At 61.1% G+C, this 14528-nt stretch carries 10 protein-coding genes and 1 pseudogene; 7 read left to right on the top strand and 4 right to left on the bottom strand.

The window, feature by feature from the left end; translation table 11 throughout:
* Positions 1–31 precede the first annotated feature (31 nt).
* Together cysK and QZR30_RS00170 are read left to right on the top strand one after the other, a co-directional pair.
* Complete coding sequence (cysK, locus tag QZR30_RS00175; RefSeq protein ID WP_046071482.1) at positions 32–1006, top strand: cysteine synthase A; 975 nt, start codon at positions 32–34, stop codon at positions 1004–1006.
* Positions 1007–1250: 244 nt separating this feature from the next.
* On the top strand, positions 1251–2189 hold the full coding sequence (locus QZR30_RS00170) for an aspartyl/asparaginyl beta-hydroxylase domain-containing protein (RefSeq protein WP_311902819.1): 939 nt from the start codon (positions 1251–1253) through the stop codon (positions 2187–2189).
* A 137-nt stretch (positions 2190–2326) separates the two neighbouring features.
* Here QZR30_RS00170 and acnA read toward each other — a convergent pair whose 3' ends face one another.
* A complete protein-coding gene (gene acnA, locus QZR30_RS00165; protein WP_046071484.1) occupies positions 2327–5068 on the bottom strand; it encodes an aconitate hydratase AcnA in 2742 nt (913 codons plus the stop codon).
* 196 nt (positions 5069–5264) lie between these two features.
* Here acnA and rlmM point away from each other — a divergent pair, with 196 nt between their 5' ends.
* Positions 5265–6341: a 23S rRNA (cytidine(2498)-2'-O)-methyltransferase RlmM gene (gene rlmM, locus QZR30_RS00160; protein ID WP_046071485.1), complete on the top strand. Its 1077-nt coding sequence runs from the start codon at positions 5265–5267 to the stop codon at positions 6339–6341.
* Between the two features lie 128 nt (positions 6342–6469).
* Positions 6470–6715, top strand: coding sequence for a sulfurtransferase TusA (gene tusA / locus QZR30_RS00155; RefSeq protein WP_046071486.1), 246 nt, complete (start codon positions 6470–6472; stop codon positions 6713–6715).
* On the opposite strand, the gene QZR30_RS00150 is transcribed toward tusA, so the two are convergent.
* Complete coding sequence (locus QZR30_RS00150; RefSeq protein WP_059397031.1) at positions 6712–8106, bottom strand: MATE family efflux transporter; 1395 nt, start codon at positions 8104–8106, stop codon at positions 6712–6714. The two genes, tusA and QZR30_RS00150, sit on opposite strands and share 4 nt — an antisense overlap.
* 171 nt (positions 8107–8277) lie before the next feature.
* On the opposite strand from QZR30_RS00150, the gene pdxB reads away from it, so the two are divergent.
* Positions 8278–9420 (top strand): 4-phosphoerythronate dehydrogenase PdxB, encoded by a 1143-nt coding sequence (gene pdxB, locus QZR30_RS00145; protein ID WP_046071488.1) that lies wholly within the window; start codon positions 8278–8280, stop codon positions 9418–9420.
* A 53-nt stretch (positions 9421–9473) separates the two neighbouring features.
* Here pdxB and QZR30_RS00140 read toward each other — a convergent pair whose 3' ends face one another.
* Entirely contained in the window at positions 9474–9647 is a 174-nt protein-coding gene (locus QZR30_RS00140) for a PA1571 family protein (protein WP_043047507.1), read from the bottom strand.
* Between the two features lie 245 nt (positions 9648–9892).
* On the opposite strand from QZR30_RS00140, the gene QZR30_RS00135 reads away from it, so the two are divergent.
* Both QZR30_RS00135 and QZR30_RS00130 read left to right on the top strand, forming a co-directional pair.
* Positions 9893–11659: an ABC transporter transmembrane domain-containing protein gene (locus tag QZR30_RS00135; RefSeq protein ID WP_046071489.1), complete on the top strand. Its 1767-nt coding sequence runs from the start codon at positions 9893–9895 to the stop codon at positions 11657–11659.
* A gap of 63 nt (positions 11660–11722) precedes the next feature.
* Positions 11723–12484 (top strand): annotated as a pseudogene (locus tag QZR30_RS00130) (Fic family protein); the annotation flags it as partial.
* 90 nt (positions 12485–12574) lie between these two features.
* Here QZR30_RS00130 and QZR30_RS00125 read toward each other — a convergent pair.
* Positions 12575–14503 carry a transglycosylase SLT domain-containing protein gene (locus QZR30_RS00125; RefSeq protein ID WP_059397028.1) on the bottom strand — a complete coding sequence of 643 codons (1929 nt, stop codon included), beginning with the start codon at positions 14501–14503 and terminating at the stop codon, positions 12575–12577.
* Positions 14504–14528 lie beyond the last annotated feature (25 nt).

Genomic DNA, 14528 nt, shown 5'->3' with positions numbered 1-14528 from the left:
GCCTTCTTCAAAGCCGTCAATAGGACCCGTCATGAGCCGTATCTTTGCAGACAACGCGCACTCCATCGGTAATACGCCGCTGGTCCAGATCAACCGCATCGCACCGCGTGGCGTGACCATCCTGGCCAAGATCGAAGGGCGCAACCCCGGTTATTCGGTGAAGTGCCGGATTGGCGCGAGCATGATCTGGGACGCGGAAAGCAGCGGCAAGCTCAAGCCTGGCATGACCATTGTCGAGCCAACTTCCGGCAACACTGGTATCGGCCTGGCGTTTGTCGCTGCCGCCCGTGGCTACAAACTGCTACTGACCATGCCAGCGTCCATGAGCCTTGAGCGCCGTAAAGTGCTCAAGGCGCTCGGTGCCGAACTGGTGCTGACCGAGCCGGCCAAAGGCATGAAAGGAGCCATCGACAAGGCCGGCGAAATCGTCGCCAGCGATCCGACCACCTACTTCATGCCGGCCCAGTTCGATAACCCGGCCAACCCTGCGATCCACGAGAAAACCACCGGCCCGGAAATCTGGAACGACACCGACGGCGCCGTGGACGTGCTGGTGGCAGGGGTAGGGACCGGCGGCACCATCACCGGTGTGTCGCGCTATATCAAGAACACGGCGGGCAAGCCGATCCTGTCGGTGGCCGTCGAGCCGAGGGTATCGCCGGTGATCACCCAGGCGTTGGCGGGTGAAGAGATCAAGCCCAGCCCGCACAAGATCCAGGGCATCGGTGCCGGTTTTGTGCCAAAGAACCTCGACCTGTCGATGGTTGACCGCGTGGAACTGGCGACCGACGAAGAATCCAAGGCCATGGCCCTGCGCCTGATGCAGGAAGAGGGCATTTTGTGCGGTATCTCCTGCGGCGCCGCCATGGCCGTGGCGGTACGCCTGGCCGAGAAGCCGGAAATGCAGGGCAAGACCATAGTGGTGATCCTGCCGGACTCCGGTGAGCGCTACCTGTCGAGCATGTTGTTCAGCGACTTGTTTACCGACCAGGAAAACCAGGCCTGACTGTAGGAGCGAGCTTGCTCGCGAAAAACCTGAGAGCGCCACGTTGTATCAGTAAGCCCGCGTTATCGTTGAGGTTCTTCGCGAGCAAGCTCGCTCCTACAGAGGGAAGGCGTGTTGATCCAGATCAGCCAGACGGCCTGGGCCTTCTGCATAATGCTCCAAGTGTTTATCATGGCCGGCTATTACGTCTGGTTTCCGTTGACGGAAGTTTGCTGGCCAGGCGCTTATTTCCAGGAGTTGCTGCATGACCTTTTCCTTGGCCACCAAACTGTCGGTGTTGCTGCTGTTTATTGGCAGCACGCTGTATGTCCACCTGCGCGGCAAGGCCCGTTTGCCGATGTTGCGCCAATTCGTCAACCATTCGGCGCTGTTCGCCCCGTATAACGCCCTGATGTACCTGTTCTCCGCGGTGCCGTCCAAGCCCTACCTGGATCGCAGCAAGTTCCCGGAACTGGACGTGCTAAAGGACAACTGGGAAGTGATTCGCGAAGAGGCCATGCACCTGTTCGACGAGGGCTACATCCGCGCTGCCGAAAAGAACAACGACGCCGGCTTCGGTTCGTTCTTCAAGAAGGGCTGGAAACGCTTCTACCTCAAGTGGTACGACAAACCCCTGCCATCGGCCGAGGCGTTGTGCCCCAAGACCGTGGCGCTGGTGAGCAGCATCCCCACCGTCAAGGGCGCGATGTTCGCGCTGTTGCCGGGCGGCAGCCACCTCAACCCTCACCGCGACCCGTTTGCCGGTTCCCTGCGCTATCACCTGGGGCTGTCCACGCCGAACTCCGACGACTGCCGCATCTTCGTCGACGGCCAGGTCTACGCCTGGCGCGACGGTGAAGATGTGATGTTCGACGAAACCTACGTGCACTGGGTCAAGAACGAAACCGATCAGACCCGCGTGATTCTGTTCTGCGACATCGAGCGGCCATTGAGCAGCCGCCTGATGACCCGTATCAACCGCTGGGTCAGCAAGCAACTGGGCCGGGCTACCGCTCCGCAGAACCTCGATGACGAACGCGTGGGTGGCATCAACCAGGCCTATGCCTGGAGCAAGACGTTCAGCGACAAGTTCAGTGGCCAGGTCAAACAGTGGAAGCGCAAGCATCCCAAGGCCTACCGCATTGCGCGGCCGGTGCTGGCGGTGGTGGTGTTGGTGCTGTTGTGGAAGTGGTTGTTCGGCTGATTGTGATTTCTTGACTTGAAATGCAGCCAAATGTGGGAGGGGGCTTGCTCCCGATAGCGGTGGATCAGGTATAGATATTTAACCTGACATACCGCCATCGGGAGCAAGCCCCCTCCCACATTGGTTTGCGGTGTTGCTTATGACGCGATCAACTGCCGCAATACGTAGTGCAAGATCCCACCCGCTTTGAAGTACTCCACTTCATTCAAGGTATCAATCCGGCACAGCACCTCAACCTTCTCGCTGCTGCCATCTTCCCGGGTAATCACCAGTGTCAGGTTCATCCGCGGTTCGATCTCTGCATCGGTCAGCCCGAGGATGTCGATCTTCTCCTTACCGGTGAGCTTGAGCGTCTTGCGGTTCTGGTCCAGCTTGAACTGCAACGGCAATACGCCCATGCCCACCAGGTTGGAGCGGTGGATGCGCTCGAAACTCTCGGCGATCACCGCCTTGACCCCCAGCAGGTTGGTGCCCTTGGCTGCCCAGTCACGGCTGGAGCCGGTGCCATATTCTTGCCCTGCGATCACCACCAGCGGCGTGCCTGAGGCCTGGTACTTCATTGAAGCATCGTAGATCGCCATCTTCTCGCCGGTGGGGATATACAGCGTATTGCCGCCTTCCTCGCCGCCAAGCATTTCATTGCGGATACGGATATTGGCGAAGGTGCCGCGCATCATCACTTCATGATTGCCCCGGCGTGAGCCGTAGGAGTTGAAGTCACGCGGCTCCACGCCTTGCTCGCGCAGGTAGCGCCCGGCCGGGCTGTCGGTCTTGATATTGCCGGCAGGGGAGATGTGGTCGGTGGTCACCGAATCCCCCAGCAGGGCCAACACGTTGGCGCCCTTGACGTCCTTGATCACCGGCAGGGGTCCAGCAATGTCGTCGAAGAACGGTGGGTGCTGGATATAAGTGGAATCCTTCTGCCACACGTAGGTTGCCGCTTGTGGCACTTCAATCGCCTGCCATTGCTCGTCACCGGCAAACACCTCGGCGTATTCCTTGTGGAACATGCTGGTACTGACCTGGGCCACCGCGTCGGCGATCTCCTGGCTGCTGGGCCAGATGTCCTTCAGGTACACCGGGTTTCCATTCTGATCGTTACCCAGTGGCTCGCTGCTGATGTCGATGCGCACAGTGCCGGCCAACGCATAGGCGACTACTAGGGGCGGCGAGGCCAGCCAGTTGGTTTTCACCAGCGGGTGCACGCGGCCTTCGAAGTTGCGGTTACCCGATAGCACCGAGGCCACGGCGAGGTCGGCCTTCTGGATGGCTTTTTCGATAGGCTCGGGCAACGGCCCGGAGTTGCCGATACAGGTGGTGCAGCCGTAGCCCACCAAGTCGAAGCCGAGCTTGTCGAGGTATTGGGTGAGGCCCGCGGCCTTGTAGTAGTCGGTGACCACCTTGGAACCTGGGGCCAGCGAGGTCTTGACCCAAGGTTTGCGGGTCAGGCCTTTTTCCACGGCTTTTTTAGCCACCAGCCCGGCAGCCATCATTACACTGGGGTTGGAGGTATTGGTGCATGAGGTAATCGCAGCGATCACTACGGCGCCGTTTTTCAGGCGATAGGTCTGGCCGTCGTATTCATAGTCCGTTTCACCGACCAGGTCGGCATTGCCCACGGCCACACCGCCACCGCCTTCACTTTCCAGGCGGCCTTCTTCCTTGCTGGTGGGTTTGAATTGCAGGTCGAGGAAATCGCTGAACGCTTGGCCGACGTTTGGCAGGGATACACGGTCTTGCGGGCGCTTGGGCCCGGCGAGGCTGGCTTCGACGCTGCCCATGTCCAAGGCCAGGGTGTCGGTGAATATCGGCTCCTGGCCAGCGTTGCGCCACAGGCCCTGGGCCTTGGTGTAGGCTTCCACCAATTTCACCGTTTCAGCCGGCCGGCCGGACAGGCGCAGGTAATCCAGAGTCACTTCGTCGACCGGGAAAAAGCCGCAGGTGGCGCCGTATTCCGGAGCCATGTTGGCGATAGTGGCGCGGTCGGCCAGGGGCAGGTCGGCCAGGCCGTCGCCGTAGAACTCGACGAACTTGCCCACTACGCCTTTCTTGCGCAGCATCTGCGTGACAGTCAGCACCAGGTCGGTGGCGGTGATGCCTTCCCTGAGCTTGCCGGTGAGCTTGAAGCCGATCACTTCCGGGATCAGCATCGACACCGGTTGGCCGAGCATCGCCGCTTCGGCTTCGATCCCGCCCACGCCCCAGCCGAGTACCCCGAGGCCGTTGATCATGGTGGTGTGGGAGTCGGTGCCGACCAGGGTGTCTGGGAAGGCGTAGGTGCGGCCGTCTTCCTCCTTGGTCCACACGGTGCGGCCCAGGTATTCGAGGTTGACCTGGTGGCAAATGCCGGTGCCCGGCGGGACCACGCTAAAGTTGTCGAAGGCGCTCTGGCCCCAGCGCAGGAAGGCGTAGCGTTCGCCGTTGCGCTGCATTTCGATATCGACGTTTTGCTCGAAGGCGCTGGTACTACCGAACTTGTCGACCATCACCGAGTGGTCGATCACCAGGTCCACCGGCGACAGCGGGTTGATACGCTGCGGGTCGCCACCGGCCTTGGCCACGGCGGCGCGCATGGCGGCCAGGTCAACCACCGCGGGCACCCCGGTAAAGTCCTGCATCAGCACACGGGCGGGGCGGTACTGGATCTCGCGGTCAGACTGGCGCTCTTTAAGCCAGGCGGCGATGGCCTTGAGGTCGGTGCCGGTGACGGTCTTGGCGTCTTCCCAGCGCAGCAGGTTTTCCAGCAGCACCTTGAGGGACATCGGCAGCTTATCCAGGTCACCCAGGCTCTTGGCGGCTTCGGGCAGGCTGAAGTAGTGGTAAGTCTTGCTGTCTATTTCCAGGGTTTTTAGGGTTCTCAGGCTATCAAGGGATGACATTACATGACTCCTTATGGTCCGCACGGCTACGGACCTGACGGGACGAACAGAGCTATCACGTTAGCGCTGTTTTCAATAGCAAGCTAATAACTGGACTCTATCGCCGAGCCCAAGGTTCCGAACTCGGCTATCATGCGCGCGTTTTCATGACAGGCATTGCGATAGCGCAAGGTCAGTTGATTCACCAGGAGAGTTGATGAACACCCTTTTTATGCACTGCCGCCCCGGCTTTGAAGGCGAAGTCTGTTCCGAGATCGCGGAACACGCCGCGCGCCTGAACGTTTCCGGCTACGCCAAGGCCAAGACCGGCAGCGCCTGCGCCGAATTTGTCTGCACCGAGGAAGACGGCGCCCAGCGCCTGATGCACGGCCAGCGCTTTGCCGAGCTGATTTTCCCCAGGCAGTGGGCGCGTGGGGTGTTTATCGACCTGCCGGAAACCGACCGCATCAGCGTGATCCTCACCCACCTGCGCGACTTCCCGGTGTGCGGTAGCCTGTGGTTGGAGATGGTCGATACCAATGACGGCAAGGAACTCTCAAACTTCTGCAAGAAATTCGAAGTGCACCTGCGCAAAGCCCTGCTGGGCGCTGGCCGGCTGGTGGACGACCCGAGCAAGCCGCGCCTGCTGCTGACCTTCAAGAGCGGCCGCGAAGCGTTCATGGGCCTGGCCGAGTCGAACAACTCGGCGATGTGGCCCATGGGCATCCCGCGCCTCAAGTTCCCACGTGACGCGCCCAGCCGTTCGACCCTGAAACTGGAGGAGGCCTGGCATCACTTTATCCCCCGTGACCAGTGGGACGAGCGCTTGCACGGCGACATGACCGGCGTTGATCTCGGCGCAGCGCCGGGTGGCTGGACCTGGCAACTGGTCAACCGCGGCATGCTGGTGACCGCCATCGACAACGGCCCCATGGCCGAAAGCCTGATGGACACCGGCCTGGTGCAACACCTGATGGCCGACGGTTTCACCTTCGTACCCAAGCAACCGGTGGACTGGATGGTGTGCGATATCGTTGAAAAGCCGGCGCGTAATGCGGCGCTGCTGGAAACCTGGATCGGCGAGGGGCATTGCCGTGAGGCGGTGGTCAACCTCAAGCTGCCGATGAAGCAGCGTTACGCCGAAGTAAAGCGTCTGTTGGAGCGCATCGAAGAGGGCTTCAAAGCACGCGGCATACGTGTGGAGATCGGGTGCAAGCAGCTTTACCACGACCGCGAGGAAGTAACGTGCCACCTGCGCCGCCTGGTAGACGTAAAGAAATCCAAAAGCCGCTGAGATCAAAATGTGGCAGCGGGCTTGCCCGCGATAGCGGTATAACAGTCGAAATCTATGTTGAATGTGCCCACGTCATCGCGGGCAAGCCCACTCCCAACATAAGAGCGGGCCTGTTTCAGGAGTGAAGTATGAGTGTTGATTTACCCGTAGACGGCACCCTCGACGCCACCGGGCTCAACTGCCCGGAGCCGGTGATGATGCTGCACCAGCATATCCGCGACCTGCCGGCGGGCGGCTTGCTCAAGGTGATCGCCACCGACCCGTCGACCCGCCGTGATATCCCCAAGTTCTGTGTGTTTCTTGACCACGAACTGGTGGACCAGCAGGAGCAGGCAGGTACCTATCTGTACTGGATCCGCAAGAAGCTCGATTAACCCCTCGCCTTGTCTGCGTGAATGCGTCGGCGTGCACTGCGCGCCAGGCGCACCAGCAACATCCCCGCCGCACAGCTCAAGCCGACGATCAGCCCTTGCCACAAGCCGCTTGGGCCGCTGGGCTCGCCGAGCCAGTCGGTCAGCCCCAGGGCGTAACCCACCGGTAACCCTACGCCCCAGTAGGCGAACAAGGTCAGCACCATGGTCACCCGGGTGTCCTGGTAGCCGCGCAGTGCGCCGGCCGCGGTGACCTGGATCGAGTCGGAGAACTGGAACAGCGCCGAGAACACAATCAGCATCGAGGCCAGGTGGATCACCACCGGGTCCGGCGTATAGATCGCTGCGATCTGCTCACGAAACACCAGCATCAGGCTGCACGACAGGCACGCATAGGCCAATGCGGTGCCCATGCCGACCCCGGCAGCGAAGCGCGCTTCGCGGGGCTCGCCACGGCCCAGGGCCTGGCCGACCCGTACGGTCACGGCCATGCTCAGGGAGTAGGGGATCATGAACACCAGGGAGCTGACGTTGAGTGCGATCTGATGGCCGGACACCACGGTAGCACCGAGGCTGCCGAGCAACAGGGCAATCACCGCGAAAATGCTCGACTCGGCGAAGATCGCCACACCAATTGGCAGGCCGATGCCCAATATGCGCTTGATCACCGTCCACTGCGGCCAGTCGAATCGCTTGAACAATTCACTGCTCTGGTAAGCCGGGCCCCAGCGCGTCCAGCCGGCCAGGCCAAGCATCATCACCCACATCGCAATCGCCGTGGCCCAGCCGCAGCCAACACCGCCCATGGCCGGCAGGCCGAGGTGGCCGTAGATGAAGATGTAGTTCAACGGAATATTCAGCGCCAGGCCGCACAGGCCCATGACCATGCTCGGCCGCGTGCGGCCCAGCCCGTCGCTGAAACAGCGCAGCACGTAATACAGCGCAATCGCCGGCATGCCCGCGGCGATGCCATGCAGGTAACCCATGGACGGCTCGATCAGGTCAGGCTCGACCTTCATCGCATGCAGGATCGGCTCGGCGCATAGCAACAACAGCGCGCCGCAGAGGCCGACCACCACGGCCAACCACAACGATTGGCGCACCAACGGCCCGATCTCGGTGAGTTTGCCCGCGCCATAGCGCTCGGCAACTTTCGGCGTGGTGGCCAGCAAGGTCCCGGTCATCAGCAGGTACACCGGGATCCAGATCGAGTTGCCCAGGCCGACCGCCGCCAGGTCCTGGGGGCTGACACGCCCGGCCATCACCGCATCGACAAAGCTCATCGCGGTGGTTGCCAGTTGGCCGATCATGATCGGCAAGGCCAGCGTCAGCAGGCCGCGCACTTCCCGGCTGATGCGCGCGGGGCGGGAGAGGGTAGCGGTGGCAGTGTTCACGTACAGGTGTCCAATCAAAAGGCAGTCGCAAGGACGGCGGATTCTACGCTTTGACGCAGCGGTCAGGAAAAAACCTGTGTTGCTGATTTGTAATGCGACCATGCAGGCACCCCCCTCGCACATTGGATCCTCACAAGCCTGTACACTGCTGATCCGCCAAAGGAGCCTGCCATGCTGATTGTTGCCGACGAAAATATCCCGCTGCTCGATGCATTCTTCGAAGGGTTTGGCGAGATTCGCCGTGTGCCTGGCCGGTCCATCGACCGCGCCACCGTCGCGCAGGCCGACGTGCTGCTGGTGCGCTCGGTGACCAACGTCAACCGTGCCTTGCTTGAAGGCAGCAATGTACGTTTCGTCGGCACCTGCACCATCGGCACCGACCACCTGGACCTCGACTACTTCAAACAGGCAGATATCCAATGGTCCAGCGCGCCGGGCTGCAATGCCCGTGGCGTCGTGGACTACGTGCTTGGCAGCTTGCAGACCCTGGCCGAAATCGAAGGCGTCGAGCTTGGCCAGCGCACCTATGGCGTGGTCGGGGCCGGTGAAGTCGGCGGGCGGCTGGTCAAGGTACTCAAGGGCCTGGGCTGGAACGTGCTGGTCTGCGACCCGCCGCGCCAGATCACTGAGGATGGTGACTACGTCAGCCTGCAGCAGATCATCGAGCAGTGCGACGTGATCAGCTTGCACACACCGCTTACCAAATCGGGCAATGGCTCCACCTGGCACTTGTTGGATCGCCAGCGCCTGGAGCAGCTCAAGCCCGGTACCTGGCTGATCAATGCCAGCCGTGGTGCGGTGGTGGACAACGCCGCCCTGCGTGAGGTGCTGCTGGCCCGTGACGACCTGCAAGCCGTGTTGGACGTGTGGGAAGGTGAGCCCGAGGTGGATGTCGACCTGGCTGACCTGTGCGTGCTGGCCACGCCGCATATCGCCGGCTACAGCCTCGATGGCAAGCAGCGCGGCACGGCGCAGATCTACCAGGCGTTCTGCGCGCACCTGGGCCAGGAGCCGAGTGTTCAGTTGAGTGATTTATTGCCGGCACCGTGGCTGGCCGAAGTGCATCTTAACGCAGCCACTGATCCTGCCTGGGCACTGGCGACCCTGTGCCGCAGTGTGTACGACCCGCGCCGTGACGATGCGGACTTCCGCCGCAGCCTGGTCGGCACGGTGGAGGAACAGCGCAAGGCATTCGACCTGCTGCGCAAGCACTATCCGCTGCGGCGTGAGATTGACGGCTTGAAGGTGCGGATCAACGGTGAGTCGGCGGCGCTGGCCGCTATCGTCTCGGCCTTGGGCGCCGAAGCCCTGTAGACACTCATAAAAAACCCGGCCACCTGGGCCGGGTCTTAAAGAGCGCGGGCGTATCAGCCTTGCTGGGCAGGTTTGACCAGACGCTGTTCCAGCTCGCTGCAGGCTTGCTGGATCATCTCTTCGGTAATCTGCACTTCGCGGCCCTTGGCATCGATGTACGAGCATGGCAGTTGCTGCGGCTGGCGGATCACTTCAATCTTGGCATTGCTGCTATCTTGCAAGGTCATGGCCTGTCTCCTCATCAGGTTGTGTACCTACTTTAAATCCCCCGCGTGAACGCGCTGTTACAACTCCCTACGCGATCATCGGTTCGAACACCCAGTCCACCAGAAACCGGTACATATTTCCAGATGAGTCTTAGACCGATAGCCTCTATGGGCTTGCGTCGGCGGGCATAATTAACCTGACTCATTGTTATTCACGCAAGTTCCCCCAATGTTGAGGTACACAGACTCCTCATTGGTGATGTCCCATGCTCTCGACCCGTCAACGCCGTGCGATTCGCGTGGCCAGCCGCTTTATTGCGCCCTATCGCTGGCAGGCGCTGGGTGCCCTGTTGGCGCTGATCGTCACCGCCGGCATTACTTTGTCCATGGGGCAAGGTATTCGCCTGCTGGTGGACCAGGGCTTCATGACCCAGTCACCTCATCTGCTCAACCAGTCCATCGGCCTGTTCATGGTGCTGGTGCTGGGCCTGGCCGTGGGCACCTTCACGCGGTTTTACCTGGTGTCGTGGATAGGCGAGCGGGTGGTGGCGGATATTCGCCGGCAGGTGTTCAACCACCTGATCTACCTGCACCCCGGCTTCTACGAAAACAACCGCAGCTCGGAAATCCAGTCGCGGCTGACCACCGACACCACCTTGCTGCAATCGGTGATCGGCTCCTCGCTGTCGCTGTTCCTGCGTAATGCCCTGATGGTCATCGGTGGCATCGTGCTGCTGTTTGTCACCAACCCCAAGCTCACCAGTATCGTGGTGGTGGCGTTGCCGCTGGTGCTGGCGCCGATCCTGATCTTCGGGCGCCGCGTGCGCAGCCTGTCGCGCATGAGCCAGGACCGCATCGCTGACGTCGGCAGCTATGTTGCCGAGACCCTGGGCCAGATCAAGACCGTGCAAGCCTATAACCACCAGGTTCAGGACGAACAGCGGTTCGCTGTGACGGTGGAAGACGCCTTCACCACCGCACGTAAACGCATCCTGCAACGCTCCTGGCTGATAACCCTGGTGATCATGTTGGTGCTTGGCGCTGTGGGCGTGATGCTATGGGTAGGCGGCATGGACGTGATCAGCGGGCGCATTTCCGGCGGTGAGCTGGCCGCGTTTGTGTTCTACAGCCTGATCGTCGGCAGCGCCGTCGGCACTCTGAGCGAAGTGCTCGGCGAGTTGCAGCGTGCCGCCGGTGCGGCCGAGCGCATCGGTGAGCTGTTGCAGTCGAGCAACGATATCCAGGCGCCGGCCAATGGCAGCGAACGCCTGCCGGAACGTGTCAGTGGCCGCATGGAGCTTAAAGACCTGCGCTTTTCCTACCCCTCACGGCCGGACAGTTACGCCATCGATGGCCTTAACCTGACCATCAATCCCGGCGAAACCCTGGCGCTGGTAGGCCCCTCCGGCGCGGGCAAGTCGACAATCTTCGACCTGCTGCTGCGCTTCTACGATCCCCAGCAAGGTCGCATCCTGCTAGAAGGCCACCCGCTGACCGAGCTGGACCCCCTGGACCTGCGTCGCCATTTCGCCTTGGTGTCCCAGAGCCCAGCGCTGTTTTTCGGCAGCGTCGAGGAAAACATCCGCTACGGCAAGCCGTCTGCGACCATGGCCGAGGTCGAAGCCGCTGCGCGTATCGCCCATGCCCACGACTTCATCCTGCAGATGCCCGACGGCTACCAGACCCATCTTGGCGATGGCGGCATGGGCCTCTCCGGCGGCCAGCGCCAACGCCTTGCCATCGCCCGCGCCTTGCTGATAGATGCGCCGATCCTGTTGCTGGATGAGGCCACCAGCGCTCTAGACGCGCAGAGTGAGCATCTGATCCAGCAAGCGCTGCCGCAACTGATGCAGGGACGAACCACTTTAGTGATCGCTCACCGCCTGGCGACCGTCAAGAATGCCGATCGAATAGCGGTGATGGATCAAGGCAAGCTTGTGGCGGTGGGTACGCATAGGCAATTGATTGCGAGCAATCCGCTGTATGCGCGGTTGGCGGCGTTGCAGTTCAGTGAAGGGGGGGAGACGGAATGAAGCTGCGATACCCCTGCTCAATGAGGCATCATGTGATCTTTCGTTATTGATCTGGATGAGGACATGAGCCGTTATCAACCTCCGTTGACGCTGACTCCAAAAATGCTGGCCCTTGTGGCAGATATCAGTGAGCAGATTGGTCAGCTTTCAGTCGGTGACGATGGCCGCCAGACGCCTCAGTTAAGGCGCGGCAATCGAATTCGCACCATTCAGGCTTCACTGGCGATCGAAAACAACACGCTCAGCGTCGAGCAGGTGACGGCTGTTCTGGAAGGTAAGCGGGTGCTGGGCTTGCCCCGGGAAATTCAGGAAGTGCGTAATGCATTTGCTGCTTACGAGGCCATGCCGCAGTGGAATCCAGGTGATCGTGTCGACCTGCTCAAGGCTCACGAACTGCTCATGTTTGGATTGATCGACGATGTCGGTCGGTTTCGACAGAAAGGTGTCGGCATCTATCGCGGCGGGCAACTTGTCCATATGGCGCCGCCTGCGAGCCGTGTTACTCACTTGGTGGACGATTTGCTGCAATGGCTGGCGGTTTCCGACTGGCATCCGTTGATAGCCAGTTGCGTCTTCCATTATGAGTTCGAATTCATTCATCCATTTGCAGACGGTAATGGGCGGATGGGGCGGCTCTGGCAAACCTTGATACTCAGCCAGTGGCGCTCGGTGCTGGCATACCTGCCGGTGGAAGCGGTGATTCGAGAGCAGCAAGAGGCTTACTACGCCGCACTGTCCGCAGCAGACCAGCAAGCGCAGGCAACGCCCTTTGTAGAGTTCATGCTACAGGCGTTGAACTTGGCGCTGGCCGAAGCTGGGCAAAGTGGGCTTCCAGCAGCACCATAAAAAATGCCCGCATTTATCAATGCGGGCATTTTCTCACAGCTTCAAACTTATCACTTGAAGCTGCTCTTATCACTGATCGTCAAAATACCGCTCATGCCAATCCACCAGCGGCTGCGGCGAATTGAGCTTCTGCCCGTAGATCACCGAATAAGACAGCACGTTCTGCACATACTGGCGGGTTTCGTCGAAGGGGATGCTTTCCACCCAGACATCGAAACTCAGGTGGTCTGCGCCGCGCAGCCACTGGCGCACGCGGCCGGGGCCGGCATTGTAGGCGGCGGAGGCGAGCACGCGGTTGCCATTGAACTGGCTGTGCACTTGGCTCAGGTAGGCGGCGCCCAGCTGGATGTTTTTGTCCGGGTCCAGCACCTGGGCCGGGGAGGCCAGGGGGATGCTGAACTTGCGCGCGGTTTCCTTGGCAGTGCCGGGCATCAGTTGCATCAGGCCGCTGGCGCCGACGCCGGAGCGGGCGTCATCCATAAAGGCACTTTCCTGGCGGGTAATGGCGAACACCCAGCTCGAATGCAGGCCTCGTACCTTGGCTTCGCGCACCAGGGTGTCGCGGTGGGCCATCGGGAAGCGGATATCCAGGTCGTCCCAGTACTGCGCCTGGCTGATGGTGCGGATCGCCGGGAAGTACCACTTCATGTCGTAGGCCAGCTTGGCCTGGGCAACCATCTCGTCACGGTTGAAGTGGCGGCTGACGTGATACCACTCGCGGCGGCCGTCGACGATCTGGCCGCGGGCATAGAACTCCAGGGCACGGCGTACACCTGGGGTATTGCGGACCTTGTTGACCAGCGCCTGGCTCATCACCAGCGGCTTATTGTTCAACTGGTAGGGGGATTTTGAGCGATCAGCAGCGAGAAAACCGTAGAAGTCCCGCTCCTTGGCCACGTTCTTGTAAAGCACCAGCGCCTGCGGGTTTTGCGGCTCGGCCAGCTCCAGGCTGCGCGCCTGCCAGTAGCGCCAACGGTTGCTGGTGGCCAGGTCTTGTGGAAGCTTGCGGGTCAACTGGTAGGCATCTTCCCAACGTGCCAGGCGCAACAGCAGGCGCAGGCGCCATTCGGACACGGTGTTGTCGCGCAGTTCCGGGTCGTACTTGGTCATCACTTCCAGCGCGCGCGGGTCGAAGCGCTTGGCCAGGGTCAGGCCAATCTCGCGGGCAATCGACACTTTTTCGTCACGGGAGAAGTGCATGCTGCTGGCATAACCGTCGAGCAGGGCCATGGCCTTGTCCGGATCCTGGCGCGCCAGGCGACGCAGGCCCAGGCCCACGGCGTCCGACATCGCTTCGGTGGCCGGCAGGAAGCGTGACGGGTCACTGAGCATGTCGGGCTTCTGCGCCACATCCACCATCAGCCGGCCCTGGGCGCCGAGGGTTGGCAGGGTTTTCACCAGGCTGTTGGCCAGCGCGTAGTTACGAGCTTCGGCGGCGAGTTTGGCGCGATCCCAGATCTTCTGTTCGGTCAACTGGCCGGCAGCGGCCCATTGGCCGAACGTAGCGTCACAAGCGGTCGGCTGGGTTTTGCCGGTCATCCATAGTTTTTCGGCGGTCTTGTAGCCTTCAGCCTTGAGATTGTGGCTGAGCTGGTACTGGCCATGCAGGCAGTCCAGTTCGACGAAATTGAGCTTGGGGTCGTAGTACTTTTCAAAGGTCTGCCAATCGCCACGTTCGGCCAGCCAGCGCAGCCAACGCAGTTTCATCCAGTTGGCCTGGGGCAGGTCGCCGTGTTTGGCGAGGAACTGTTCGATTTCCTCGTTGCTCGCGGTTTTCAGGCGTGCGGTCAGCTCGTCATACGCCAGGTACGGCGTGAGCGGGTAGTCGGCCAGGACCTGGCTGTATTGCATGTAGGGGCCGCTGTCACCCTTGGCCAGGGCGCGTTTGGCTTGATCGTAATACTGACGTTGGGTAGTGAGGTCCACCGCTTGGGCGGATTGAACGGCAGTGGCGGTAAGAAGCAGACAAGATAAAAAGTTGAAAAGGCGACTGCGCATGAGACGTCCGTGCAGAGAAATCACG

The sequence above is a fragment of the Pseudomonas sp. rhizo25 genome, from assembly GCF_031931935.1.
Taxonomy (GTDB): domain Bacteria; phylum Pseudomonadota; class Gammaproteobacteria; order Pseudomonadales; family Pseudomonadaceae; genus Aquipseudomonas; species Aquipseudomonas synxantha.
This window is presented reverse-complemented; position numbering and strand designations above follow the sequence as displayed.